Origin of the sequence: Microcoleus sp. Pol10D4 (assembly GCF_036701555.1) — a bacterium.
In the GTDB taxonomy this organism is placed as follows: domain Bacteria; phylum Cyanobacteriota; class Cyanobacteriia; order Cyanobacteriales; family Microcoleaceae; genus Microcoleus.
Map to the genome: position 1 here is coordinate 1 of NZ_JAUBRA010000012.1, position 24,446 is coordinate 24,446.

14 protein-coding genes are annotated in these 24,446 nt (G+C 45.7%); 6 read left to right on the forward strand and 8 right to left on the reverse strand.

Going from position 1 to position 24,446, the window contains the following annotated elements:
* Positions 1-223: 223 nt before the first annotated feature.
* The 3 genes from QUA36_RS09125 to infC all read right to left on the reverse strand — a co-directional run bounded on the left by QUA36_RS09125 (position 224) and on the right by infC (position 4,553).
* Complete coding sequence (locus tag QUA36_RS09125; RefSeq protein ID WP_190660410.1) at positions 224-700, reverse strand: Crp/Fnr family transcriptional regulator; 477 nt, start codon at positions 698-700, stop codon at positions 224-226.
* Positions 701-864: 164 nt separating this feature from the next.
* Positions 865-3,909, reverse strand: coding sequence for a HEAT repeat domain-containing protein (locus tag QUA36_RS09130; protein ID WP_333456960.1), 3,045 nt, complete (start codon positions 3,907-3,909; stop codon positions 865-867).
* 107 nt (positions 3,910-4,016) lie between these two features.
* The gene (gene infC / locus QUA36_RS09135; RefSeq protein WP_006635262.1) at positions 4,017-4,553 is read right to left on the reverse strand and encodes a translation initiation factor IF-3; all 537 of its coding nucleotides are present in this window, start codon (positions 4,551-4,553) and stop codon (positions 4,017-4,019) included.
* 417 nt (positions 4,554-4,970) lie between these two features.
* On the opposite strand from infC, the gene QUA36_RS09140 reads away from it, so the two are divergent.
* The 5 genes from QUA36_RS09140 to QUA36_RS09160 all read left to right on the forward strand — a co-directional run bounded on the left by QUA36_RS09140 (position 4,971) and on the right by QUA36_RS09160 (position 11,141).
* On the forward strand, positions 4,971-5,993 hold the full coding sequence (locus QUA36_RS09140) for an alpha/beta fold hydrolase (RefSeq protein WP_333166344.1): 1,023 nt from the start codon (positions 4,971-4,973) through the stop codon (positions 5,991-5,993).
* Positions 5,994-6,620: 627 nt separating this feature from the next.
* Positions 6,621-6,950, forward strand: a complete 330-nt coding sequence (locus tag QUA36_RS09145; protein WP_333456961.1) for a hypothetical protein — start codon at positions 6,621-6,623, stop codon at positions 6,948-6,950.
* A gap of 620 nt (positions 6,951-7,570) precedes the next feature.
* Positions 7,571-9,361 (forward strand): N-acetylmuramoyl-L-alanine amidase, encoded by a 1,791-nt coding sequence (locus QUA36_RS09150; RefSeq protein WP_333456963.1) that lies wholly within the window; start codon positions 7,571-7,573, stop codon positions 9,359-9,361.
* A 184-nt stretch (positions 9,362-9,545) separates the two neighbouring features.
* The gene (gene murI, locus QUA36_RS09155; RefSeq protein ID WP_333456965.1) at positions 9,546-10,406 is read left to right on the forward strand and encodes a glutamate racemase; all 861 of its coding nucleotides are present in this window, start codon (positions 9,546-9,548) and stop codon (positions 10,404-10,406) included.
* Positions 10,407-10,586: 180 nt separating this feature from the next.
* Positions 10,587-11,141 carry an NYN domain-containing protein gene (locus QUA36_RS09160; protein ID WP_333456967.1) on the forward strand — a complete coding sequence of 185 codons (555 nt, stop codon included), beginning with the start codon at positions 10,587-10,589 and terminating at the stop codon, positions 11,139-11,141.
* 573 nt (positions 11,142-11,714) lie between these two features.
* Here the strand turns inward: QUA36_RS09160 and QUA36_RS09165 are convergent.
* Both QUA36_RS09165 and QUA36_RS09170 read right to left on the reverse strand, forming a co-directional pair.
* Positions 11,715-11,984, reverse strand: coding sequence for a hypothetical protein (locus QUA36_RS09165; protein WP_333456969.1), 270 nt, complete (start codon positions 11,982-11,984; stop codon positions 11,715-11,717).
* Between the two features lie 59 nt (positions 11,985-12,043).
* Positions 12,044-12,499 (reverse strand): hypothetical protein, encoded by a 456-nt coding sequence (locus QUA36_RS09170; protein ID WP_333456971.1) that lies wholly within the window; start codon positions 12,497-12,499, stop codon positions 12,044-12,046.
* Positions 12,500-12,993: 494 nt separating this feature from the next.
* Between QUA36_RS09170 and QUA36_RS09175 the strand changes: the two genes are divergently transcribed.
* A complete protein-coding gene (locus QUA36_RS09175; protein ID WP_333456972.1) occupies positions 12,994-18,906 on the forward strand; it encodes an AAA family ATPase in 5,913 nt (1,970 codons plus the stop codon).
* Positions 18,907-19,034: 128 nt separating this feature from the next.
* On the opposite strand, the gene QUA36_RS09180 is transcribed toward QUA36_RS09175, so the two are convergent.
* The 3 genes from QUA36_RS09180 to QUA36_RS09190 all read right to left on the reverse strand — a co-directional run bounded on the left by QUA36_RS09180 (position 19,035) and on the right by QUA36_RS09190 (position 24,283).
* Complete coding sequence (locus tag QUA36_RS09180; RefSeq protein WP_333456974.1) at positions 19,035-20,240, reverse strand: glycosyltransferase family 2 protein; 1,206 nt, start codon at positions 20,238-20,240, stop codon at positions 19,035-19,037.
* Between the two features lie 562 nt (positions 20,241-20,802).
* Positions 20,803-22,434, reverse strand: coding sequence for a polysaccharide biosynthesis protein (locus QUA36_RS09185; RefSeq protein WP_333166370.1), 1,632 nt, complete (start codon positions 22,432-22,434; stop codon positions 20,803-20,805).
* 568 nt (positions 22,435-23,002) lie between these two features.
* Positions 23,003-24,283 carry a PilT/PilU family type 4a pilus ATPase gene (locus QUA36_RS09190; RefSeq protein WP_333456976.1) on the reverse strand — a complete coding sequence of 427 codons (1,281 nt, stop codon included), beginning with the start codon at positions 24,281-24,283 and terminating at the stop codon, positions 23,003-23,005.
* Between the last annotated feature and the right edge of the window lie 163 nt (positions 24,284-24,446).

Consider the following 24,446-nt stretch of genomic DNA (forward strand, 5'->3'; position numbering starts at 1 on the left):
TATGTTCAAGTAAGCAAATCGAAAATTATTTTGCTCACTGCTGTTACTGTACCTCTTAGTCACGCAAAGTGCTGTAAATATCTCTATTAAGATGCGATTACCGTGGCATTGTGTAATCTACCAGAGAGATTGTACGTATTCGTACTCGCTATTGGCAGCTTACAGAATATAAATTGTGCAGAATTACCGATCGACTAAAAACACAATTCCCAATTCCCCAATTTCATCGCATTTCAGGAACTCTCACAGTCTCTGTAGGAGGCATCATGGCTTCTTTAGCATTCAACTTTTGATTCAACTCCCGAATCCGGCGCGAAAGCAAGCGAATAATATTCACCGCAATTCCCGGCGTTTCATCAATCGCATCGTATAGCTGCATTTGAGTCAGCATCAAACACTCTGATTGTTCGAGAGTAGAAATAGAAGCCGATCGAGGTTCTGCATCAAACAGCGACATTTCCCCGAAACAAGCCCCCGCTTTCAACTGTGCCAAATCCCGATCGCCTATATGCACGCGCACCGTTCCCGATACCAAAATATAGAGAGAGCGACCTTCTTGTCCTTCCGTAAAAATCCTGTGCTTGGAAGGAAACGAAAGTTCATCCATTACCGATGCTAGACGCACAAGAAAATCATCCCGCAGTTCCTTAAAAATCGGAACCTCCCTCACAAACAATAGGCGTTCGACGCTGGTTAACATAATGAGATGCAGTGATTAATTTAAACTTAAACAAAGGAAGAGGCATTGGGCATTGGGCATTGGGCATTGGGCATTGGGCATTGGGCATTGGGCATTGGGCATAGTTTCTTTGTGTTCCCTCTTCCCTCTTCCCTCTTCCTTCTTCCTTCTTCCTTCTTCCTTCTTTACCTTTTTCCCCCAGCACCCAACTCTGCCATCATCTCTTCAACTTGAGCGGATACCAAATTATCGGGGTCATTTTGCAGCCTGGGCAACAATTCGACTAAAGCCCGCGGCGAGGCTATTTTCAAATAGGCTAACACTGCTTCGCGGACAAAACCCGTCGGGTGTTGCAGACAGACAAGAGTTTGTTGAGCCGTAAGACTCCAGCGCGCTTCCCTCGCCAAGTGAAAGCAGCAGGCCAAAGCCCAATCCGACAGGAAGTGGCGCAATTCTAGCAAGCGGCGCAAACGATCGCTAGGGGGTAGAGGTTTGTAAACCATCAATTCGGAGAGATTGCTCAATTTTTCTCTTTCCGAGTGTTGATCTAACAAATTGATGAGCGATCGCTTCCTAGCTATATCCACAGTATTATCGAGAATTTCCAATCCCCTAGCAACCAAAGAAGGTTGGCCAGAAGCGATGTTGAAAGCAGCGGCTTGTACCGTGTCCAGCGGATAAAGAAACTTCATCAGCAAAAAACACCGCTCCCTAGCATCAGCTTCCAACCCCGCCAGAGCCCGCTGCAACAATTGAGCCGTATCGTTCCCAGGTGCCTCGGTGCTGTTGGCCTCTCGCTTTGAGAAATTGCCGTAGCTTGTTACCCCAGACAAATCTACCAGACCTGCATAAATTTGACCGATAAACATTAACTCCTGTTCGATAAGAGTTTCCAAGCCGCTACGGCCGATGCGGTCTAGAACCCCTTCTATCCCCGCTTCCGAAGGCATTTTCAACAGGATGCGGAGGATATTGCGCCTCGTCGTTCCCCAAGCCGTCATCAAATTGCTCACCAAAATGTCGATCGCCTCCGGAGTGCCAATTTGACCCAGAGCCGTCCAAGCTTGCAACCTGACCAAATCCGACTTGTGGATGTCCTCAGCCAAATATACGAGCAAAGGAATGGCGTCGTTGTGAAGTTTGACTATAGCCTGCAAAGCCGCTTCCCTAGTCGATTTGTAACCAAGTCCGCGCAACAGCGAAGGATAATATTCTTCCGAATGAGTAGACGAAATCACGTCTAACAGAGCGCAGCGCACTCGCAGAGATTCATCTTGCAACAGATTGGGGATGTACAGCCGCAGCCCTTGCAAATAATCAGCTTCTCCCAGAGCCCGCGTCCCCATAACACGTTCCCGCTCTTGCTTGTGAGTCAGCATTTGCCGCAGCGTATTAGTAGCCTCTGCTTTTTGCTGGCGATCGCCCCTTCTCATAATTAAAGCAGCCGCCGTACCCCGCACCACCGGATCGACCGTCGGCTGCAAGTAAGGCCGCAAGCTCTCAATATTCGGTTCAGCTTCCGTCAGCCAGATGTAGCGCAAAGCCAAGGCCAGAACCTCCGGCGGCAAGGATTGCTGCGAAAGTGCGCGGACAGCTTCTAAATATGCGGGGTTCGGGTGTTGCAGCATCGTTTCCAAGCTCTGGCGCTGCAAACCTGGCGACAGCGAATCGAGGATGGGAGCAAGAACTTCTCCGACATTTTTGGGGTCAATTTGCGTCAGGAGTTCTATGCAAGAGCGCTTTTCATCTTCGCCCCCCGGCTTTTGTAGAGTTTCCACCACTGCGCGCTTGAGAGCTTTGAGGTCAACGTCTGTGACACCCAAGCGCCCCCGTTCTGCACTTTTGACCAACAAACCCACGTATTGAGAGCGGATCAACCATACGACAAACACCCACAACAGTGCCAATATGACGATAACGCCAATAAATATCAAGCTTTGCTGGTCGTGAAATACATTTTCGTCTTGCTGGGGGAGTATCTTGCCTGTCACCCACAGCATAATCAGGATGCCTACTCCTGTAGCTCCGCAGGACAAAGGTTCGCCTACACCGTTGACCAAAGTTTGAATTCCCGATCGAATATTGTCGGGAATCGGTTGAAATAAAACCGGGCTAACGGTTTCCAAAAGCGTGTAGTGCAGCAGTTCGTCTAAAAATCTCAGCAAAATCAGCCCGATGAACACAGATACTAGCTGGCCTAGAGATGCTCCTATGGTCAGCACCCCGAGTATAGCGATGCCCGCCGGCAAAATCATCGCCGTCACGAATACACCGATTCTTTCCACCAACCGGCTCGAAGCGAACCACTGAGTCGCCACTTGAAACAGGCCTTGTATGCCTTCATAAATGCCCAGGAAGCTAGCGATCCAGCTAGCTCCGTCCCCCGGGTTTTGGTATTCTAGCTGGCTGTAGAATTGGAAATCTACCAGCACGTAGACGACTTCTGCGAGGATGAAGAAACTGACTAGAGGTACGGCGTATTTTTGGAGCGGGCCTGTAACTTTGCGGGCGGTAAATTCTTCTTGGTCGTCGTCTTCGTCGTCATCAGTCCAGTGAGCCGTTTCCGGGAATGCTTGGCTGTATTTTTCCGTGAGGTAGTAGAGCAACACCGAGCCTGTCGCCACCATCAACCCCGATATGAGGGTAACGTTTTTGAGTCCGACTACGTACAGCAAAACAGGCAGAGAAAATCCGCTGACTACTCCAGCTACTAGATAGCCGCTACTGACTAGCGGATAGGTGCGCTTGATTTCTCTAATATTAAAAAGTTGGTTGGAAGTGATAGAAGTATTAAGGTCGTTGAGGACATAGCAAGCTTCTACCCACAGCCACATCAAAAAAATAGTAATAAAAGCGATGCTGACGCCAGCTATCTTAGTATTTTCATAGCCGATGCCGAATCGAAACAAAAATAGCGGTATCGACATCATTGCCAGAACAACGACTACGGTGCGCCTTAGCGGCAGGATTTTTTGCAGCCACGAGTAGACAAATCCCAAGCCAGAACCGATAAACGCGCTGGCTATGTAAATCCAGGGCATTTTATCTGCACCAAATTCATCTAGAAAAAGACCTACTGTGCTGAGCTCCAGCCAGATCAGCCCGACGGAGGTTAGAGTGTAGACGACGAACATCAGTACGGTTCGCTCTACTTCTTCCGATCGCAGGTTGAGCGATCGCAGCACTCCTTGTCTTACTCCCGCCGAACCGCTGATTTGAAAATTTTCCATGCAGCGTTGATTTCCCTGTGTGGTAGCTTATTCCTGACTAAATTCGGAAGTCATCAGCTATCAGTCACCAGTTTATGACTGATGACTGATAGCTGATGACTATCTATTTATACTTTCTTGGGCGACAGCAGCATCATCATACTGCGTCCTTCTTTTTTGGGGGCTTGCTGCACTTCTGCGATTTCCTGCAAATCTGTGGCCATGCGCTTAAGCAAGTCCTCTGCTAGGTTGCTGTGTTGGATTTCCCGACCTCTGAACATGATCGTGGCTTTTACTTTGTCCCCAGATTTGATAAAGCGGTCTGCTAGTTTGAGGCGCACTTGGTAGTCGTGTTCTTCAATTTTGTAGCGCATCTTCACTTCCTTCACGTCGGCAGTGTGCTGCTTCCGCTTTGCTTCTCGCGCTTTCTTTTCCTGCTCGAATTTGTACTTCCCATAGTCCATTACCCGGCATACGGGCGGGTCAGCTTTGTCGCTGACAAGTACGAGATCGAGTTCTTTTTCTTCTGCCAGGCGCAGCGCTTCTGCAGGCGTCAATATCCCTAGTTGCGCGCCGTCGGTATCGATCACCCGGATTTTGGGGTATCGAATATTTTCGTTGATCTGGGGTAGGTTGCGATTTTGTCTTCTTTCAATCACAGGCATGAATGGTTTTACAAGCAGTAGTTTAATAGCGAAGCTTCTTGATAGTTACAGATTAGAGCGGTCAATATTTCACGATTGACGATCAAACTGTTTTGTAAGGTATTACCCTTACCGGACGTACTACCGCGCCCTGTGTCCCCTCCGCTAAAGCCTTGGGGAATATTTGGACGATCGTAAATGAATTCTTACAATACTTGCTATTCTACTCAGTCTGGCTGAGTTTCTGCCTAGTTTTATTTTAACTTCACACACGATCGCCCGCCCCCTTGCCCGATTGATGAGAAAACCGTCAAAAATTCAGGGTAAAAGCTTAAGGATGAGGTAAAACCGCTTTTCATAGCCCATCTCGCCCGGTCTGGCAAGTCCCCCAAGTCGCCTGATTTGCCTTGTAGAATAGGTATAAGCAAGTGTAAATTTATGTTGCGCTCTGAGGCAAAATTGACAAATTCTCTGCTGTGGCACCAACGGGTGGGAACTCAACGAGACTGGATGTGGCGGGGTTGGCAAACTCGCTACACTTATTTGCGGCCCGATGGGGTACGAAATCAAGACGCGCTCGAATCTCAAGATTCTACGGCCCAGGGAATTGCCCCGCGCGCATCGGGAACGCCGATTATTTTACTGCACGGGTTTGGAGCTTCGATCGGTCACTGGCGACAAAATCTCGCCCAACTCGCCGAAAACCAAACCGTTTATGCCTTGGATTTGTTAGGGTTTGGCGCTTCCCAAAAAGCTCCGATCGACTACTCTGTCTCTTTGTGGGTTGATCAAGTTTATGATTTTTGGCTAACTTTTATCAGAGAGCCAGTAATATTGGCAGGAAACTCGATCGGCTCGCTAATTTGTCTGGCCGTAGCCGCAGCTCACCCGGACATGGTGGCCGGCACGGTGATGATTAGCCTCCCAGACCCCTCTGTGCGAGCCGAGGCGGTGCCCGGATGGCTGCTTCCGGCGATCGAAGCGGTTGAAAGTTTGTTTGTTTCTCCGATCGTACTCAGGCCTTTGTTTTATTTTGCCCGCAAGCCTTCTTTTGTCCGTCGCTGGGTTGGCTTTGCCTACTCCAACCCCGAAGCTGTTACCGACGAATTAGTGGAAATTCTAGCAGGACCTGCGGGCGATCGGGGAGCAGCCCGCGCCTTCTGCGCTTTATTTAAAGCTGTAGGCAGTTCAAAATTTTGCCCCAGTGTCAAGATTGTGATGCGAAATTTAACGATTCCCATGCTGTTAATTTGGGGCAAACAAGACCGGATGATTCCCCCTCGCTTCGCCCGACCCCACCAATTTGTCGAATGCAATCCCAATTATGTAGAGCTAGTTGAATTAGACAATGCGGGCCACTGTCCCCAGGATGAATGCCCGCAACAAGTAAATCAAGCAATTTTGAACTGGATGAGCCGGAATTTTGCACCTATGGGCGAGAGCGAATTGCAGCACTGTTGATTAGACATGAGGCCGTGGATTACTAAGGGAAAAAAATAACTTGCAGGTATCGGTCCCGCTCAGAAATAAATTTGCTAGAACTCGATCGCACCGGTGGTATGGTATAGCAGATGTTGAAGGCTGTAGCGGCGAAGCGGAGCGGGTAAAAAGAAGTCCTGCAAGAAGGTGCAATCGACCGCTTAGGTTTCAAAAATTAAGAACGTCCTCACCGTCAGGGCGGTTGCTATAGTACAAAACTTCCCTATCTTGAGAGTCAGTCGATTTGAGGTTCCAGATTGACCACGAATTTCAAAGGTGGTACCCGCCACGTGATTTATCCGTGGAATCAATCCAAAATCGAAAATCGAAAATCCTCAAGAAAGAGCATTTATCCGTGGGGTCGCCTCTAAAATCTAAAATCTAAAATCTAAAATCTCAAATCGATTGACTCCCCAGCCGCTATCTAGAGGCTTGAACTAACCTAAACCACTTTTTGGCTGTGGACGACTCCTGCTGGAAAGTAAGTCTCCGTCTTTCTGTGATGTCATGTATCTACTGTTATTGATTGACCCTGTTTTTAGAAGGTCAGAGATTGACACAATCACCAATATAGTGTATCTTCTCTAACTGGTAGTACACATCCAAGTTATGCAGTTAGTCGAAAGGCAAGTCATTAAACCAAATCACAGGTTTTACCCAGAAGCCGATCGATTGTCTTTGCTGTCCAACAAACTTTACAACTGCGATAACTACTATATCTACGGTCAAAACTTTTTCTCAGGTCAACAAACCAATGTTCTGGGTGTAGATCGTTCACTCAAAAAGAGTCTAAAGTACAAAGCATTGCCGACCGAAGTAACACACAAAACTCTCCGATTACTGCTGAAAACATGGACTAGCTATCATAATGTTAAATTGGCGGGCGCGATCACGATCGCCCCACTAAGTTTCAAGCAGCACCGAAAATCCCTGATTTAAAAATTCAGAAAAAAAGAGAGCAAGGGCGATATGTAGTTGTATTTAACTGTCAATCTGTTAGCAAAAAAGCTTTACCTAAAGAATATGTCAGTTTATCTGGGACTAACATTTGGCGGCCTTGAAAAGTTACCTAAATCTTGAAAATCCGGATTGCTCGCGAGGTAAGTTGTTAAGTTATTGAGGTAGTTTAGGAAAAGTTAGAACAAAACGCAAGTGTAAAGCGGATTATAACCCTTGCCGTAACGAGCTTCGCCAACATTAAAGAGCTATGAAACCCCTCCCTGGAAGAACGGTAAAATTCTACCTTCTAACTTGTACCTTCTAACTTGTACCTTCTAGCTTCAAGAAACACCTTGTTTCTTGCTCCTAAAAATAAATACCTTCCCTTGTGCCAACAATCTTTCAGTCTGCTTATAACCGATCGCCCCCAAGTATACGGGAAAGTTCAAAAATGCCGGGATCTGGCATTTTGGAGCCTGTTAACTCATAAAAAAGTCAATTTAGCCAACAACTGACGGCCCCCGTGCCCCCGGTCTGCTGGCGGCTAACTGCTGAAAGCCGATCGGGCAAGCAGCGCCCTTCCAGCTTTTGGCAGTAACGCAAACGAGGAAAAAACTGTCGTGAAATTCCACTGGCTACTACCGAGTTTCTTAAGTGTATTTTTGCTCGCCGGAGCCGCCGAAGCAGCTAGACTGCAATCTTGGCGGTTTGATGCTTCAGAGAACCGGCTTTACATTACAACAGATGGGGGAGTACAACCCAAGGCTCAACTGATTTTCAACCCGATGCGGTTGGTAATCGACTTGCCGGGGACAAGTCTGGGTCGTCCCTCGGTCAGCAAACCGCTCTCAGGGGCGATCGAATCGGTGCGGGTAGGTCAGTTTGACAACGATACGACCAGAATTGTGGTCGAGATCAGAGACGGGTTTACTATAGACCCTCAGCAAGTAAAATTCCGGGGTATTTCTCCGAGCGAGTGGACAGTGGATTTGCCAACGCCGGTGCGGGCAGAAACTCAAAATCCGATTTCAGAGCCAGGGGGAGAAAGGTTATCAGTTGAACCTTCAGCATCCCAAGCCCAGTCTGCCGAGGCGACTGTAGTTCAAAACGTTCAGGTAACGGCGGACGGTTTTTTAGTCCGCACTGCGGGCGGTCGCCCCCAAATTAATTTTCAACAAAGTCGGGCAGGGGACATCGCCACCCTCGATATTGAAGGAGCGAGTTTAGCTCCAAGCCTAAGCAGCCAACAGCCTCAAACTAACGGTCAGCACGGGGTTGACAAGATTGAAGTCCGGCAACTGCCAACAGACCCGCCCGTTACCCGCGTGACTTTGCGGATGAAGAGTCCTAATACTCAGTGGCGGGCGTCTGTGAGCAATTTGGGCGGGGTTGTGCTATTGCCTGGAAGTGTAGTAAGACAGCCCTCGGTTTCCCGCAGCCTGACTGTAGATCCTCCGGCTAGACAAGCTCAAGGAAATTTAGCGAGAGTTCAGTCAATTGATTTAGCCAGTAACGGCACGCAACTGGTGGTGAGAACTGACCGCCAAGTCTCATATACCAGCGGGTGGGATCAAGGGTCGAGAGCTTACTGGATCAGGATCGCCTCTAGTGTCCTAACCGGGGAAATTCCTCAGCTTGATGGCAACAGTCCTGTATCGTTTACTGCCAGCCAAGAAGATGCGGAGACTGTGGTGATTTGGGTGCAGCCGCGATCTGGGGTAGAGGTAGGTAGGGTGACGAGACCAAACCCGCAGTTGCTGTCTTTGCAGTTGCGCTCTAATGCTACCGCGCAGCAACCTTTGACTCGCACTCCCAATTTGTCGCCGCCGAGAAGGACTCTCGGAAGCGACGATTTGCCCCAAGTTTCTAACCGCCGCGCCGTAGTAGCGATCGATCCTGGTCACGGTGGCCGCGATCCTGGGGCAGTCGGGATTCAGAGCATTCAGGAGAAGGAGATTGTTTTGGATATCTCGTTTCAGGTGGCGAGGCTGCTGGAACAGCAGGGAGTGCAGGCGGTGATGACTCGGACTGATGACAGCGAAATCGACCTGGAACCCAGAGTTTCTTTGGCGGAACGGGTGAATGCTACTTTGTTTGTCAGCATTCACGCTAATGCGATTAATATGAGCCGGCCTGATATCAGTGGGATTGAGACTTATTATTTCAATAACGGCCAAGATTTGGCGAGGGTGATTCACGCCAGTATTTTGGAGGGAACGGGGGCGAGTGACCGCCGGGTGCGGCAGGCGAGATTTTATGTTTTAAGAAAGACTTCTATGCCTTCTGTTTTGCTGGAGGTGGGTTTTGTCACGGGTGCTGAGGATGCCGCTAGACTTTCAGATCCAGCTTACCGCAGTCAAATGGCGGCTTCGATCGCTCGCGGCATTTTGCTTTATCTTCAACAAAGATAATGGGCAGTGGGCAGTTGACTGTTGACTGTTGACTGTTGACTGTTGATTAATGTTATTGGTTATTTTTTATTAGCCACAGTAAACGATTAACAAATGACAACAGACTCTGGACAACAGTCAACAGTCAACAGACACTTGACAACTGCCAACTGCCAACTGCCAACAGATAACTAACTATTAACAAATGACAACAGACTCTGGACAACAAAGAATCGGTATTTTTGACAGCGGCGTGGGCGGTTTGACTGTTTTGACCCAGTTGTACCAACAATTGCCCAACGAATCGATACTTTATTTTGGAGATACGGCGAGGCTGCCTTATGGCACTCGCACGCCGTCGGAAATTGTGGAGTTTGTCCGCGAAATTATGGCCTGGTTGGTGGAACAGGATGTCAAAATGGTCATTATGGCCTGCAACACCAGTTCTGCTTTGGCTATGGAGATGGTGCAGGCTGAATTTGATATCCCGGTGCTGGGAGTTATTCTGCCGGGGGCGCAGGCTGCGGTGCAGCAAGGCAAGCGGATCGGGGTCATCGCAACTCCTGCTACGGCTGCTAGCAATGCTTATCGAAATGCGATTTTGGAGATGGACGATTCTTGCCTGGTGTGGCAGGTTAGCTGTCCGGCTTTTGTGCCGCTGGTTGAGCAAAACCGGATTCACGACCCTTATACTTGTGAAGTGGCTCGGGAATATTTGGCTCCTTTGATTCAGCAGCGCATCGATACGCTGATTTACGGCTGCACTCATTATCCGCTGTTGGCTCCTGTGCTTCGCTCGCTTTTGCCTGCTGGGGTGACATTGATCGATCCTGCGGTACGGGTGGTGGCTGCTGCTGCCAGAGAATTGGAGCTTTTGGGGCTGCGAAATCCTGGTACTGCGCTACCGACTCGTTTTTGCGTGAGCGGCCCCCCGCAGCAGTTTGCGGAATTGTCGGTGCAGTGGCTCGGTTGTACTCCTGCTGTTGAGAAAATATCCCTGCCGACAGTTGTACGTAGCGAAGCGGGGCGTAAGCCATCGCCCGTATCCCTGGAATCTGCCGAATAAGCCGGAAAATTTATCGGTTAATCTAACCCCCCAAAACTCAGGTAAAGCTGGCTTTGGGGGGTTTAATTATTGCCATGTAACCTAGCAATTACACATCAATAGGTAATAATATTGAAGAAAAGCTTTGATTAACAATGCAAATAACGTCCTATATGTGCTGGAGCTATTCAGCCTTGAACCATGTCAACCTATGTATCGCGAGCAGTTTTACTTGTAGACGGCTATAACATAATTGGACTTTGGCCTCGACTCCGAGAGAAGCGTGATCGCGACGAACTCGAAACAGCTCGCCGCGAGTTAATAGAGATTTTAGTTAACTACAGCGCCGTTCAAGATTTTGAGGCTCGACTGGTGTTTGACGCGCACTATCGAGATACTCCCGGCGTTAAAGAAATTATTACTAAAAATTTATCGGTGCACTACACTGACTTCGGTCAGACAGCAGATACTTATATTGAAAAATCTTGTGCTAGTTTGCGCTACGAGTTGCGATCGGTCAAAGGCAAAGGCCGCATGATTGTCGCCACATCAGACCGAGCGCAGCAATTGACCGTAGTCGGCTACGGTGCCGAATGGATGTCCGCCGAGCAACTAGCGGCTGACGTAGAATCCACCGCCCGCCGCAGCGAGCGCCGGCAAAAATCCCGTAAACAAAATTCCAGTCGCTTTCTCGCCAGTTCCCTCGATCCAGAATCCCAGCAGCGCCTCGCCAAGTTGAGAATGGGGCTGCATTAACTGCTGAAACCCGCTCGCTGTCTGATAAAAAAAAAGTTTCTCAAAGGCCTTGCCAAATCGAGTAAGTTCAGCTATTGTTAGTAAATGTGGGTAACAAAAACCCCCAATCCTCGGTAGCTCAGTGGCAGAGCGGTCGGCTGTAATGAATGCAAGCCTTTGGCATAAACCAAAAGCCCTAGTGACATAGCAGCTCTATCCGGTAACGGATACTGAAAAATCGGGTGAATTCAAGGAAACCGCAGCACTTCGGGTGGCGGCAATCTTGAGCCAAGTCTGGCGAAAGGCAGCGGTTACGATCGCAAGTAGCCGGAAAGGTGCAGAGACTAGAGATGAGGAGCCTAACCAATAAATCTCATAGCGCCCGACATCCGACGACAGATCACAAACATGATTTGTAGGGATGATGAAATAGTCCGCGCCCTTCGGAAACGTTGGGATAAGTGTAACCGATTGGTCGTAGGTTCAAATCCTACCCGGGGAGTTAGTAAAAGTCTGAAGTTGGAATTTTCCAGCTTCAGACTTTTTGTTTTTTAAGATTTGAGATGGTTTGGGGTCAAGCTTTCTGGTAGCGCCTTAATTCGCATCCCTGTGAGTGTGAATTAACTCGCCTTCCATAGGTATGGAAATATTCAATTTAGACAAGTCGGGGTTTAATATTGCCTTGACAATACCAGAACTCACCATCACTTCCAAACAGCCAAGGGCTTGATGAAGTGCTACTCGTGCGTGTTGCACAGAAAAACGTTCCTTAAACACTAGCACCAACTGCCGGTAAATTTGTTCGATGTACTCAGTGCGGCTCAAAATATCAATCAGCAAACCGTAGAATCCTGTAACAGGCAACCGCTGACCGTTCTTAACGTAACACTTTACCCTGCTAATTTGACCGCGATCGTAAACAGCTACAAACTCAACGACAAGAACACATTACCAGTTGCTTCTATCACTTCCATGATTGCTAACTTAGCGATCGGACTTGCCCCAAAAGCGGAGCGAAAAATTTGATGTGATACCCACCGCGAAGCTTTAGTTTCTTCATTCCAGAGAAAATTTAAAGCATCACTGAACTTGACCGCTTTGTTAATACCCAGTGTTTCCAAATCTTCCAAAAACCACAACCAGTGATGATCGTCTTCATAAGTATGATTGTTAACTATTGCCTGAAGAGGATCATTGGTTGGCTCTTCTCGGAACACATACTTGTTAAATTCACCAAAACTCATCACGAAAGGAGCAATGCAGGGAGCGAAAGCTAGGCGTTGTCTTGGGTCTATACTTTGGTCTCGCATAAACTCGAATAGCCCCGAAGAAGCAAATTCTTGCTTCTTCTTTTCAATTAATGCTAGGACTTTTTCCATTCTGATACACCTGATTATCAAAATATGCTAGCAATCTGATCACTATTAATTTGTTATCTGAATCATACTTGTTTATGACCCACGTCATATTAAATTGTGTTCTCGATCGCCTAAACCAATGTTTTCCAGCCCCCGGGCGTCTAATTTTTTCTTGGTAACAAGGGTCAAAAAGTTAGCTAAACCTTGAATTCATAAGGATTTGTCTTTCATGCGTGCGATCGATATCACAGAATTTGTTACAATATTGTAATCAACTGAGTGAGGTGTCAGACGGTACATGATTAAGTCGAAGTTAAAACCCGATCTTCTGCTGTCCGCCCCTCCATGCCATCTCAAAGTTTAGGCATCTCTCTCTCTAAAAAGACTCTGAGTAATTACTTATGTTTTAAAATATTTTAAGTATTATAAACTACTCAGTATATAAAATGCTTAAGTACCGTCCGCCCGATATCAAGCGCAATGTTAACCCAAAACTTCGTCAGAGAATAAAACTCATGAATACACTTCCCGGTTACAAAATCACAGAAGTTGTTCAACTTGGTGTGAAATCCATCATTTATCGCGCAGTCAGGGAATCAGATCGAGCATCAGTCATCGTTAAAACACTCAATACCGAATATCCCACAATAGAAGAAATAACCCGCTTGAGACATGAATACAAAATTAGCTCAAATCTCAAAGTCGAAGGGATTGTCCAACCCTATAGCTTAGAAAAATATAAAAACAGTTTCGCCTTCATATTAGAAGATTGTGGCGGTCAATCTCTCAAACACCATCTCGCGGGTAAAAGTATTAAAATTCAGAAGTTTTTGCCGCTGGCTATTCAAGTGGCTCAAACTCTCGGAGAAGTGCATCAAAACCAGATAATTCATAAAGATATAAAACCCTCAAATATTATCATTACCCCAGATTTTCAACAAGTAAAAATCACCGATTTTAGCATGGCAACGCGCCTATCTAGAGAAGTCCACCAAAATAGCAATGCCACCGTGCTAGAAGGCACTCTCGCCTATATATCCCCAGAGCAAACCGGTCGGATGAACCGAGACCTCGACTACCGAACAGACTTGTACTCTCTAGGCATCACCTTTTATGAAATGCTGACAGGAGATTTGCCTTTTAACTCAACCGACCCATTAGAATTAATTCACAGCCACATTGCGGTAACGCCAGTTCCTCCTTATCAACGAAACAATGAAGTCCCGCAGATGGTTTCATCCATTGTCATGAAACTATTAGCTAAAAATGCCGAAGACAGATATCAAAGTGCCTTTGGAGTAAAAGCCGACCTGGAAAATTGTCTAACTCAGCTACAAACTACTGGCAAAATAGAAATTTTCATTCCAGGGACACTTGACAAATCCGGTCAATTTTTGATTCCCCAAAAACTCTACGGCCGCACACAAGAAGTCGCTGATTTGATGGCATCATTCGAGCGAGTCAGCTTTGGGAAAACAGAGATGGTGTTGGTAAGCGGTTACTCAGGCATCGGCAAAACTTCAGTTGTCAGTGAAATTCACAAACCAATTGTCAGGCAGCGGGGTTATTTTATAGCTGGCAAGTTTGACCAATTTAAACGAGATATTCCTTATGCTGCACTGACTCAATCCTTTGAGTCATTGATGCAGCAGTTATTAACAAAAAGCTCAGACGAGTTGGCAATTTGGAAAGAAAAGCTCTTGTCGAGGCTAGGTCAAAACGGTCAAATTATTATTGATGTTGTCCCTTCTGTCGAACTAATAATTGGTTCCCAGCCTGCTGTTCCACAATTGGGGCCGACAGAATCTCAAAATCGCTTTAATCGATTGTTCAAAGAATTCTTGAAGGTGTTTGCCCAAGCAGAACACCCCTTAGTTCTATTTCTGGATGATTTGCAGTGGGCAGATTTAGCTTCCTTAAAATTGATTCAGGAACTAGCAACAGACTTGGAGAGCAGATATTTTTTACTGATAGGAGCCTATCGAGATAACGAAGTCTATTCGACTCATCCTTTAGTTCAAACTGTCGAAAAAATTCAACAGACTGGTGCTGCTGTGCATAACATTATCATCCCGTGTTTAGAGTTGAGTAGCGTCACTGAGCTAGTGCGGGATACTTTGGGTAATGAAACCGAAAACTTAAATCATTTGACAGAGTTAATTTTTAATAAGACTGGCGGAAATCCATTTTTTATAACTCAACTAATCTCAACTATTCACTCCGAAAAACTGTTAATTTTTGATTTCACTGTTGGTGCGTGGCAGTGGGACATCGGGGAAATTGAAGCCGCTGGCCTTGCAGATTGCAGTGTAGTTGAATTAGTTGCTCGGAATCTTCAACAACTGCCGGAGGAGACGCAGCAAGTATTAAAGTTAGCTGCTTGTATGGGCAACCGTTTTTGTTTAGAAAATTTGGCAATTGTTAGGGAAAAATCTGGCTCGGAAACGGCGGCTGATTTATGGAATGCGCTTCAAGCTGGTTTAATTCTGCCAATGAGCGATGCTTACAAAATTCCGATGCTTGATGAGGAAATTGTGAAAACATACCGGAGGGGCGGGACGCCCATCCCACAAAACAATCAAAATCATCCCGCGATTATGCAACGCTCAATTGATTACAGGTTTTTGCACGATCGCGTACAGCAAGCCGCCTATTCTCTCATCCCTGACTCCCAGAAAAAACAAACCCACTTAAAAATCGGCTCCCTGCTGCTGAATTCAACCCCGCCATCGGAGATAGCAGAAAATATTTTTGATATTGTCAACCAACTCAATATCGGGGTGGGATTCATCACAAATGAGGAACAGCGATATGAACTAGCTAACTTTAATCTGATAGCTGGCAAGAAAGCTAAGAGTTCTGCGGCTTATGAAGCAGGACTAAAATATTTTAATGCAGGTCTAGAACTTCTACTCGAACGAGCTTGGCAGAGTCACTACGATTTAATCGTGGAACTCCATACCGAAGCGCTGGAATTGTCTTATATAAATACCGATTTTGAGCGAGCGTTCCAGCTATCAGAAATTATTATATTACACGCCAAAAATTTGCTAGAAAAAGTCAAAGTTTACGAGCTAAAAGTTAGTTTTTACTTTAATCAAAATCAACCCCAAGCTTCGATAGATATAGCTATAGAAGCTTTAAAAATGCTGGGAGTGTACATCCCAAGAACCCCACAAAAATTGAAGATACTCAAGGAGATATTTCTGACAAAACTAGCTTTAAGAAATAAGCAGATTGAGGATTTATTGGAACTGCCACCAATGGCTGACCCTAATAAAATTGCGGTTCTACGGATTTTAATGAACATGAGTCCGGCTACTTTTGTAGCAGCACCCGATATGTTCCCATTGATAGTCTTTAAAATGGTTACACTTTCTCTTAAATACGGAAATGCGCCGCTATCTAGTTTCGGATATGCAAACTATGGTTTGCTCCAGTGTGGGGTGTTAGGCGATATGGATGCTGGATACCGATACGGTCAAATGGCTCAGGCACTTTTAGAACGATTCCACACCAACTTGCACAACTCTCAAATTTCACTAATTTTTAATGGTTTAATCCGTCACTGGTCTGAGGGTGGCCGAGCAAGTTTTACAGGTTTAATTGAGGGTATTCAGAGCGGACTAGAAACTGGAGATGTCAGCAATGCTTGTTATTGTGCTAGTTTTTATAGCAATTATATATTTTTGAGCGGCGAACCTCTGGACTCCGTGGAAACTAAGCAGAATCAATATATTCAAATGTTGCTGAATTATCAAAATGAAATTATGATTTATCAAGCCAAAGTTGGGGCGCAAGCTGTCTTAAACTTGCAAGGTAAAACAGCAAATAATTGCCTATTGACGGGAGAAGAATTTAATGAAGAAACTATGCTGCCAGCTTTAAGGGAGAGTCAAAATAATCTGGTATTATTTGTAGTATATTTATATAAATCATGGCTAAATTATTTATTTAAAGATTATGCTAAATCTGCGGAAAATGCCGCGACAGCATCAAATTATTCTGAGGGTGCGATGTCTTCGATGTATGTTCCCATCCACAATTTTTACTATTCCCTAGCGCTCTTAGCTTTGTATCCCACAGCTTCAAAAATTGAACAGAAAAAACATTTAAAAAAAGTTGCTTCGCTTCAGAAAAAAATGAAGCATTGGGCTTTGAACTCTCCGGGAAATTATCAGCATAAATATGACTTAGTAGAGGCCGAGAAAGCGCGAGTATTGGGACAGTCTGAAAAAGCTGCTCAGTATTACGATCTAGCGGTGAAAGGAGCATCGAACCATGAATACATCCACGAAGAAGCCCTAGCCAATGAACTAGCTGCAGAATTTTATCTAGATAACGGTCGAAATAAAGTAGCTCAGACTTATCTGATAGATGCTTACTATGGCTATATTCACTGGGGAGCAACCGCCAAGGTAAAACATTTGGAGTCACAGTATCCGAGTTCTTTACCGCCTGCATCGGTGGGAAAAGCCAGCGCCGATCGAACTATTACTAGCACTAATTATAGCACTAGCAGCAGTCACAGTAGTTTATTGGATTTGACAACTGTTGTTAAAGCATCTCAAGCGCTAGCTAGTGAAATTGTGTTGGACAAGTTGTTAGAAAAGTTAATGAAAATGGTGATTGAGAATGCTGGGGCGCAAAAAGGTTTTCTCCTGATGCCCAAGGACGGAAAATTGCGGATTGAAGCAGCGGCATCGGTGGAGTCTTCGGATGTTGCAGTTGAGCAATGTCCGACAGTTGCTCCAGCGGAAGTTTTGCCAATAACGGTGATTAATTATGTTGAAAGGACGCACTCTGATGTGGTTTTAAGTCAGGCGGCTAGGGAAGGTCTATTTACAGATGACCCCTATATTAAAAGACGGCAAGTGAAATCGGCGCTTTGTACTCCCATTCTGAATCAAAGCAAACTCGTAGGCATTCTTTATCTGGAAAATAATTTAACTTTTGAAGCGTTTTATCCAACCAGATTGGAGGTGTTAAAAATGCTTTCTTCCCAAGCGGCTATCTCTCTGGAGAATGCCGTACTTGTTGCTAATTTGTCGGCGGCTAAGGAACAGTTGGAGGATTATTCGCGGACGCTGGAGGTGAGAGTAGAAGAGCGCACGCAGGAATTAAAAACTAAAGAAGCTAAGCTGCAAGAAGCTCAAAAACTGGCGCACCTCGGCAACTGGGAATTTGATTTGGAGGGGGATAAATTAACTTGGTCTGAGGAAGTATTCCGAATTTTTGGTCTTGACCCTCAACTACCAGAACCGACTATTTTAGAACATAGGAAGCAAGTTCATCCCGATGACCTACAGTTGTGGTTAGAGCGATTAGAGAAGATTATTCAGTTAGGAAAGCCTTGTGAGTTTGAATTGAGAATTTTGCGCCATGATGAAGCTGTCAGATATATTTATGTTAAGGCGCAAGCTATTTTTGATGGCGGTAAGGTGATTAAGTTATTTGGGACGATACAGGACATTACGGATCGCAAGTTAGCGGAGGATGCTTTGCGACAGTCGGAGGGGCAATTGAGAGAAAAAGCGACACAATTAGAAGTTACTTTGTCCGAATTACGCTCGACGCAGACTCAACTAATTCAAACTGAAAAAATGTCTTCTTTGGGGCAGTTGGTGGCGGGGGTTGCTCACGAAATTAATAATCCGATTAATTTCATTTATGGCAATGTTCTCCATGCTAACGATTATAGCTCGGATTTGCTGGGATTGATTGATCTTTACCAGGAGTCTTACCCGAATGCTAATCCTGAGATTGTTGCTAAAACAGAAGATATTGACCTCGCTTTTATTCAAGAAGATTTGCCCAAAATTCTAAAATCAATGCAGGTTGGGGTCGATCGCGTTCGCAATATTGTGCTGTCCCTGCGGAATTTCTCACGCCTGGATGAAGCCGAGATGAAACCAGTGGATGTTCACTCCGGGATTGATTCGACTCTGCTAATTTTGCAGCACAGGTTGAAAAAGGATGCAGTCGGACATGGCATTGAGGTAGTTAAAGAGTACGGTCAACTGCCGGAGGTAAATTGTTATGCTTCTGGGTTAAATCAGGTGTTTATGAATATTTTGAGCAATGCAATTGATGCAATGGAGTTAGGAGTTGGGCGGCCGGAGACAACTGCCAAACTAGAAAATCCTTTATCTCCAATCTTTGAGCGAAAGATTGAGATTCGGACTGAGGTATGCGACAAAAACTGGGTGAGAATTTACATTGCTGATAATGGTCGGGGAATGACGGAGGAAGTACGATCGCGAATATTTGACCCTTTCTTTACTACAAAAGCGGTGGGCCAAGGTACCGGTTTAGGGCTGAGTATCAGTTATCAGATTGTAGTAGAGAAACACGGCGGGAAGCTAATGTGCTTTTCTGCGCCCGGTGAAGGGGCTGAGTTTGTGATTGAAATTCCCGTGAAGCAGTGAAGTTTTTTTTAGTTTTTATAAGATTTTTTTAACCGCAGATGAACGCCGATGAACGCAGATACAATTCTATCTGCGTTAATCTGTGTTTATCTGCTGATATCTGCGGTTCCCAATTATCAATCTAAATATTAAACATCGCGTTCTGTCCGCACCCATTTGGTTTGGCGCTTCAGGAGAAAACCCAGATACAAAGGTATTTTCCACAGGATGTAAAAAGGTACAGATAACAAAGTGGAACCGGAAATATCGGACCTCCCGAATTTGGCCCAAGCGCCGACAATTGAAACTAAAATCAGCAATCCTTGTACTGCTAACAAGACGGCTGGAATTGGGGATGTTCCCAAAATTGCTGCTAGTAAAGAGGCGGCAAAAGCAGCTAGCCAGATAGCGACTAAAAGCGATAGGGGAGGGACGGATAAGTCGAGGGCGATCGCCAATAAGTCAAAACGTTTTTGCTCGACTGAAGCTGCTGTCAGCCGGGGAGTTTGAGTTAACAATGTCTGTATGTGACCGTGTTCCCATCTGGTTCTTTGACTTTTAGCTGCTTGCTGCTGCTGTGGCAAACACCCGGTAACGTTGGCTTCGGGGCAGAATACTGTTGGGTGTCCGGCGATCGCCAAATCCAAACTCATCTGCATATCTTCAACAATATTGCTGCTAGCTAGGGAAACCGATCGAATTATCGACCAGGGAAAAGCCATGCCGGTTCCTGTTAGTAATGATGGGAATCCTAACTGTTTTAATCCGCTGGGACGGACTAAGTTTTTCACAAGAAATGCTAAAGCAGAAATGGAATCTTTCGGAGTAGGATTGGGTGGCTGTTCCATGAGATATGTTGCTTGCACTGGTCTTTGTTCAGCAACTGCAACCCGGGCTAATTTTTCTATAGAGTCTGGCTGACAGATGCAGTCTGCATCAACCATGATGACTACTTCTGGGGGGTCTGATTCGATCGACCGCAAGCCAAAATCCAGTGCGTATCCTTTGCCCTTGCGTTGTGTGTCTTGGCGTTCGATCGCACTTGCACCGCAGTTACGGGCGATTTCTGCCGTGGCGTCCGTGCAGTTGTCAGCAATCACTAACAAGCGGTCTTGAGGTGTTAGCTGTGGCAAGATGGTGGAGATGGTGGCGGCAATTCCTGCTGCTTCGTTGTAAGCGGGAATTAAAACTGCTACTTTGGGGCGGGGCGCTTTAGTTTCCGCTGTCTCGCCCTGGCCGGACAAGAAAGCTGCACTGCATTCTAGAAATAGAACTGCAACGGGAATTAGAAGGATCAGGGCGATCGCCCATAGCGCAACATCAATCAATAGGAACAGTAGCTGATTAATTTCCACAATTCTAGTACCTTAATTTAATTTAATTCGTGGCGTTCATGGATCTTATTTAATTTAAATGCCCCTTTGTTAAGTCCCTGCGCCACTCTATCTAAAGTATCATCCTATCATGCCTGCAAAAAATCACCGTTATCACCTTTGTTGTGAGGACTTAAGTCCTCCTAAAACTACTAGGACGAGCGTCCTCACTACAAATTAATTTGATTGCGGTTGTTCAATCAGAAATAATATTATATCATGTGGATTCTGACAAGGTTAAGTCAATCAATTTAATTAAATTTAAAACAAGCCCACACGGGAGAAACCTGGTTTCTTTTAGAAACCAGGTTTCGGGATGTTCTGTTTTTAATCCACTAAACACTTAGGCGATGTTTAACATCAAATCCAGTTTCATCGGAATAATAAAATCGAATCAACAGTTAACACTCAATCATTCAGTTTTTCGACCCCGAGTCAACTGTTAAAAAGCATTTCGCTCGTGCAACCGGAATCGATATAACTCATTCATCTCCTGTGGGTGGGCAGTCATCAAGCAATCTCCAAACTCAAAACTATGTTCAAGCTATGCAGCATCGCGGATAGCAACAGATTCAGATTTTTTTGTGGTGAACTGTGCGGGGGGTGCAAATTCTCTGAGATATCTCGACACTGATCGCAAATATCCCACTTCTGCTTGAATCAAATCCAGGGTAGAAAGACTCTCAACTAAGTCATCAAACTCATCTGTCGTAACTCCAGCACTGTGCAAGACTTCTTGGTTAAGTCGCCCGCAGATTCCTTGCAGGAGGAGTTCGATAATCTCGCTATAGTCAGCGATTTCCGTTCCGTAACCTTGCAATTTCTTCGGATTGATTCCCCATTGCAAAATCTTCAACAAGTCTTCAGGGGCACTCCACGCAAAAGAGGAAGCAATCACTTCTTTTTCCGCTGCGACAAGAGCGTGCTTGATTTGCACTTCGGGGAAATCTGGATCGATGATTAGGCTTTCGAGCTTCGACACTTGTTTATCTAACACGCGCAAAGAAAAAGGAGCTAATTCTACACTCACCATGTCGCCAGTATCGTTAATGCTTCTAAAAGGATCTTCCAAAACATTAATTAAGAGGTGAATGTCGGTAGGTTTTTTCCAGTCAAATTGTCCAAGGAAAAACGGTTCTTCATATCCCGGCAAAAGTCCTTGAAAATAAATCGGCAGATTTTTGCCGGATTCAAGAATTTTATAAAGAGCTACTTCCAAGGTTTCTGTCGGCCACCCGAGATTACTTACGGCAACAAATTTCAGTTTTCCGGGAACGGACACAACCAGAGAATTAAGCAATAAATGTACGGCTTCAAAAAGATTTTGAGCCGTTACGTAGCGGTGAGGAGCGTGAACGTTGACTGTTTTACCTTGCTCTACTTTTTTGGACATTTGCTCGCAGAACAAGCTATTTTCCAACATATGAGTAAAGCGAACCATCCCGTAAGTCACATCTCCTTCTTGAGCTGCTTTGGCAAATTGCCATTCGGCAAACTTCTTCGAGGCGGCGTAAACTTCGGTTGTAAAATATCGAGATGTTTTGCCTGTAGAAGAGAAGATGCAGTGTTCTACGCCGTATTCTTCGCAGAGTTGGATGATGTGTTTACATCCTAACAGGCTGGTTGTAACTGTTTCTCGGATTTTGATTTCAGCTAGTCCGGGTTGGCGTTGGGCTGCTAGGTGAAAAACAATTGCTGGTTTTTCTACCTCAAATATGTGTTTGAGCGCCTCCAAGTTGCGAATGTCGGCGGCATAGAAAGTTACAGCACCTTCTCGGTTAAAAAGCGGGAGATTTTCTTCGGGGTTTTGACATCGGGCGTTGTCTGCGGAAATGATTTTAGTTGCGCCTAACTCGATGAGTTTTGCGATTAAGAAACGACCGACACATCCTTCTCCACCGGTGATGAGGATGGTTTTTCCTTTGATTTGGCTGCTGACTGCGGATGCGTATAGGTGAATAGTGCGACCGCGCACGTCGCTAAAAGGTTCGCTTTCTAATTGTCCATCGGCTTGATAGGCTGCGATTAGCTGTGCGGTCAGAGTTTGTAAGGTCGCGAGGATTTCAGGATCTTGGGGTTCTGGGGAACCGGGCGGAACTAGCTGCTGGATGCGCTCAATTATTTCCGCTTTGCTGGCACCTTCAAACACTTCTCTTTGGTTAAATGCACTCTTCACTTTTTTTGCTCCTTTAAATTCTAGAAATACAGTTGCTGATAAGCGAGTTGTTAAACAAATTTTCGAGGGACAGAATCTTTAAAAGTCTGCTTGGTTTTAGGATTTTTTAGACGGAAAGCTACTTAATCGGAAAGATACGCCATCGGCTCTGCTTGTAGTTTTATTAAGCGCTTGTGTAACCTGCTTACTTTTGCGATCGGCAAATATAAGCAAAGTCGGAATGTTCTCTGTCCAAAATTGGTCACTACAACTATATACTTAAATTGCTGAGTGTTGGCAATACTCGGAACATATCTTTACTATTTCTTTGCAATCACCTGCGAGTTTTCACGCAATTTTAAAGTTTATGTAAAGTAGGGTCTACGTTTAAAAAAACTTAACAATACACTCGACATTGATTATAGCATTGTACTTTTTAAGTAAAATGTACTTTTTGTTACTAAATAAAGTTGAATTTTAAGTAAAGATACGCACAAAAGCTCGAATCAAATATTTCCCTCTGCTGAAAATTTTGTTACTTGATGGGTGGGGTAGTCCTGCAGTGCCTACCCCTGTATGTGTGCTGCTACTAGGCGCGAACAATGCGTTCTTTTTTGCTGCCTTCAAAGCCACGAGCATCCCCAACATCGTAGCCTCCTGTTCGCAAGCGACGGTCTAAATCGCTGGGTTCGGGAGAAGTTTTGGCCGCTTCTTCGATCGTGACTCTGCCTTCAAGCACGAGTTTGTAAAGACCCTGGTTGATAATCTGCATTCCTTCGTAGGTATCATGCTCCATTAATCGGAAAGCTTCATCATCAGCACCTTTCATCAAGTAATCGTGCATGGCAGGTGTATTCACCAAAATATCGTGAACTGCTACCCGACGGTTGTCAACTGTTGGTAGCAAAAGTTGAGCAATTACCGCTACTAAAGAATCGCAAATTTGAATACGCATCGCCTGTTGTTCCTCGGGCGGGTAGAGGTTCAACAACCGATTAAGAGCGTTAATGGCGCTGCGAGTGTGGAGAGTTCCCAATACTAAGTGACCAGTTTGAGCTGCTTGCAACGCTGTATTGATGGTAACGCGATCGCGCATTTCCCCGATCAGAATTACATCGGGATCTTCCCGCAAAACAGCGCGCAAAGCCTGCTGAAACTCGTGGGTATGCAAGCCGACTTCCCGCTGGCTGACCAAGCATTTTTTAGAAGGGTGAATGAATTCGATCGGGTCTTCAATTGTAACTACGTGCTTTTGCTCCATCTGGTTGAGGTGGTCGATCATCGCAGCTACGGTTGTCGATTTCCCCGAACCGGTAGGCCCTGTAACTAATATTAATCCCTGCGATCGCAAAATGATACTTTTGAAAACTTCTGGCAACCTCAAGGAATCGATAGTAGGTATTTCCAAACTAATCAACCGCAATACTATGGCACCGCCGCTGAGGGACTCAAAACAGTTTAGCCGACACCGCACGAAGCCAGGGTAAAAAATTGCTGAATCTAATTCCTTGGTAGTTGCAAACTGTTTTCGCTGTTCGGGGGTGAGAATTTCGGCTAGGTACTGTTCAAAAATTTCTGGCGTTACTTTGGGGTGGTTAGTTGCTACTTGCATCACGCCCCGAATCCGAAATCGAGGTACTTGGCCTACTCGAATGTGAATGTCGGAAGCCGAGGCACTATGGGCATCTCTGACCATTTGTTCGATCGTGCTGACGGGTGTCTCGACAGACCGCTGCTGCTGGGCTGCGGGGGGCGCACTCGGCGCGGGTGGAGGAGGCGCGGGTGTTGCAGCCAAGGGCGGGGGCGGGGGCGGTGTTCGGCGGGCTTGAGCCTCTGGTCGAAGAGGTGTAGGATTGTTTAATGGGTTCATTGTTTTGTCTCCAGTCAGTTTATTTTAGATTTTAGATTTTAGATTTTAGATTTACTCCACAGATTAATCTGGGAGCAGGAACTAGAGTCTAAAATTTGGGGCTCGACCCTGACTGAGTGTCGGGGGCTTGTGTCCGTTTTTGGGCGGGGTCAATGTAGATTTA

Bases quoted from the DNA above. Each gene is read 5' to 3' on its own strand.
- infC (WP_006635262.1), bottom strand. From the start codon at position 4,553: ATGCCTGTGATTGAAAGAAGACAAAATCGCAACCTACCCCAGATCAAC.
- QUA36_RS09140 (WP_333166344.1), top strand. From the start codon at position 4,971: ATGTTGCGCTCTGAGGCAAAATTGACAAATTCTCTGCTGTGGCACCAA.
- QUA36_RS09170 (WP_333456971.1), bottom strand. From the start codon at position 12,499: ATGGAAAAAGTCCTAGCATTAATTGAAAAGAAGAAGCAAGAATTTGCT.
- QUA36_RS09130 (WP_333456960.1), bottom strand. From the start codon at position 3,909: ATGGAAAATTTTCAAATCAGCGGTTCGGCGGGAGTAAGACAAGGAGTG.
- QUA36_RS09160 (WP_333456967.1), top strand. From the start codon at position 10,587: ATGTCAACCTATGTATCGCGAGCAGTTTTACTTGTAGACGGCTATAAC.
- QUA36_RS09190 (WP_333456976.1), bottom strand. From the start codon at position 24,283: ATGAACCCATTAAACAATCCTACACCTCTTCGACCAGAGGCTCAAGCC.
- QUA36_RS09125 (WP_190660410.1), bottom strand. From the start codon at position 700: ATGTTAACCAGCGTCGAACGCCTATTGTTTGTGAGGGAGGTTCCGATT.
- murI (WP_333456965.1), top strand. From the start codon at position 9,546: ATGACAACAGACTCTGGACAACAAAGAATCGGTATTTTTGACAGCGGC.
- QUA36_RS09145 (WP_333456961.1), top strand. From the start codon at position 6,621: ATGCAGTTAGTCGAAAGGCAAGTCATTAAACCAAATCACAGGTTTTAC.
- QUA36_RS09175 (WP_333456972.1), top strand. From the start codon at position 12,994: ATGAATACACTTCCCGGTTACAAAATCACAGAAGTTGTTCAACTTGGT.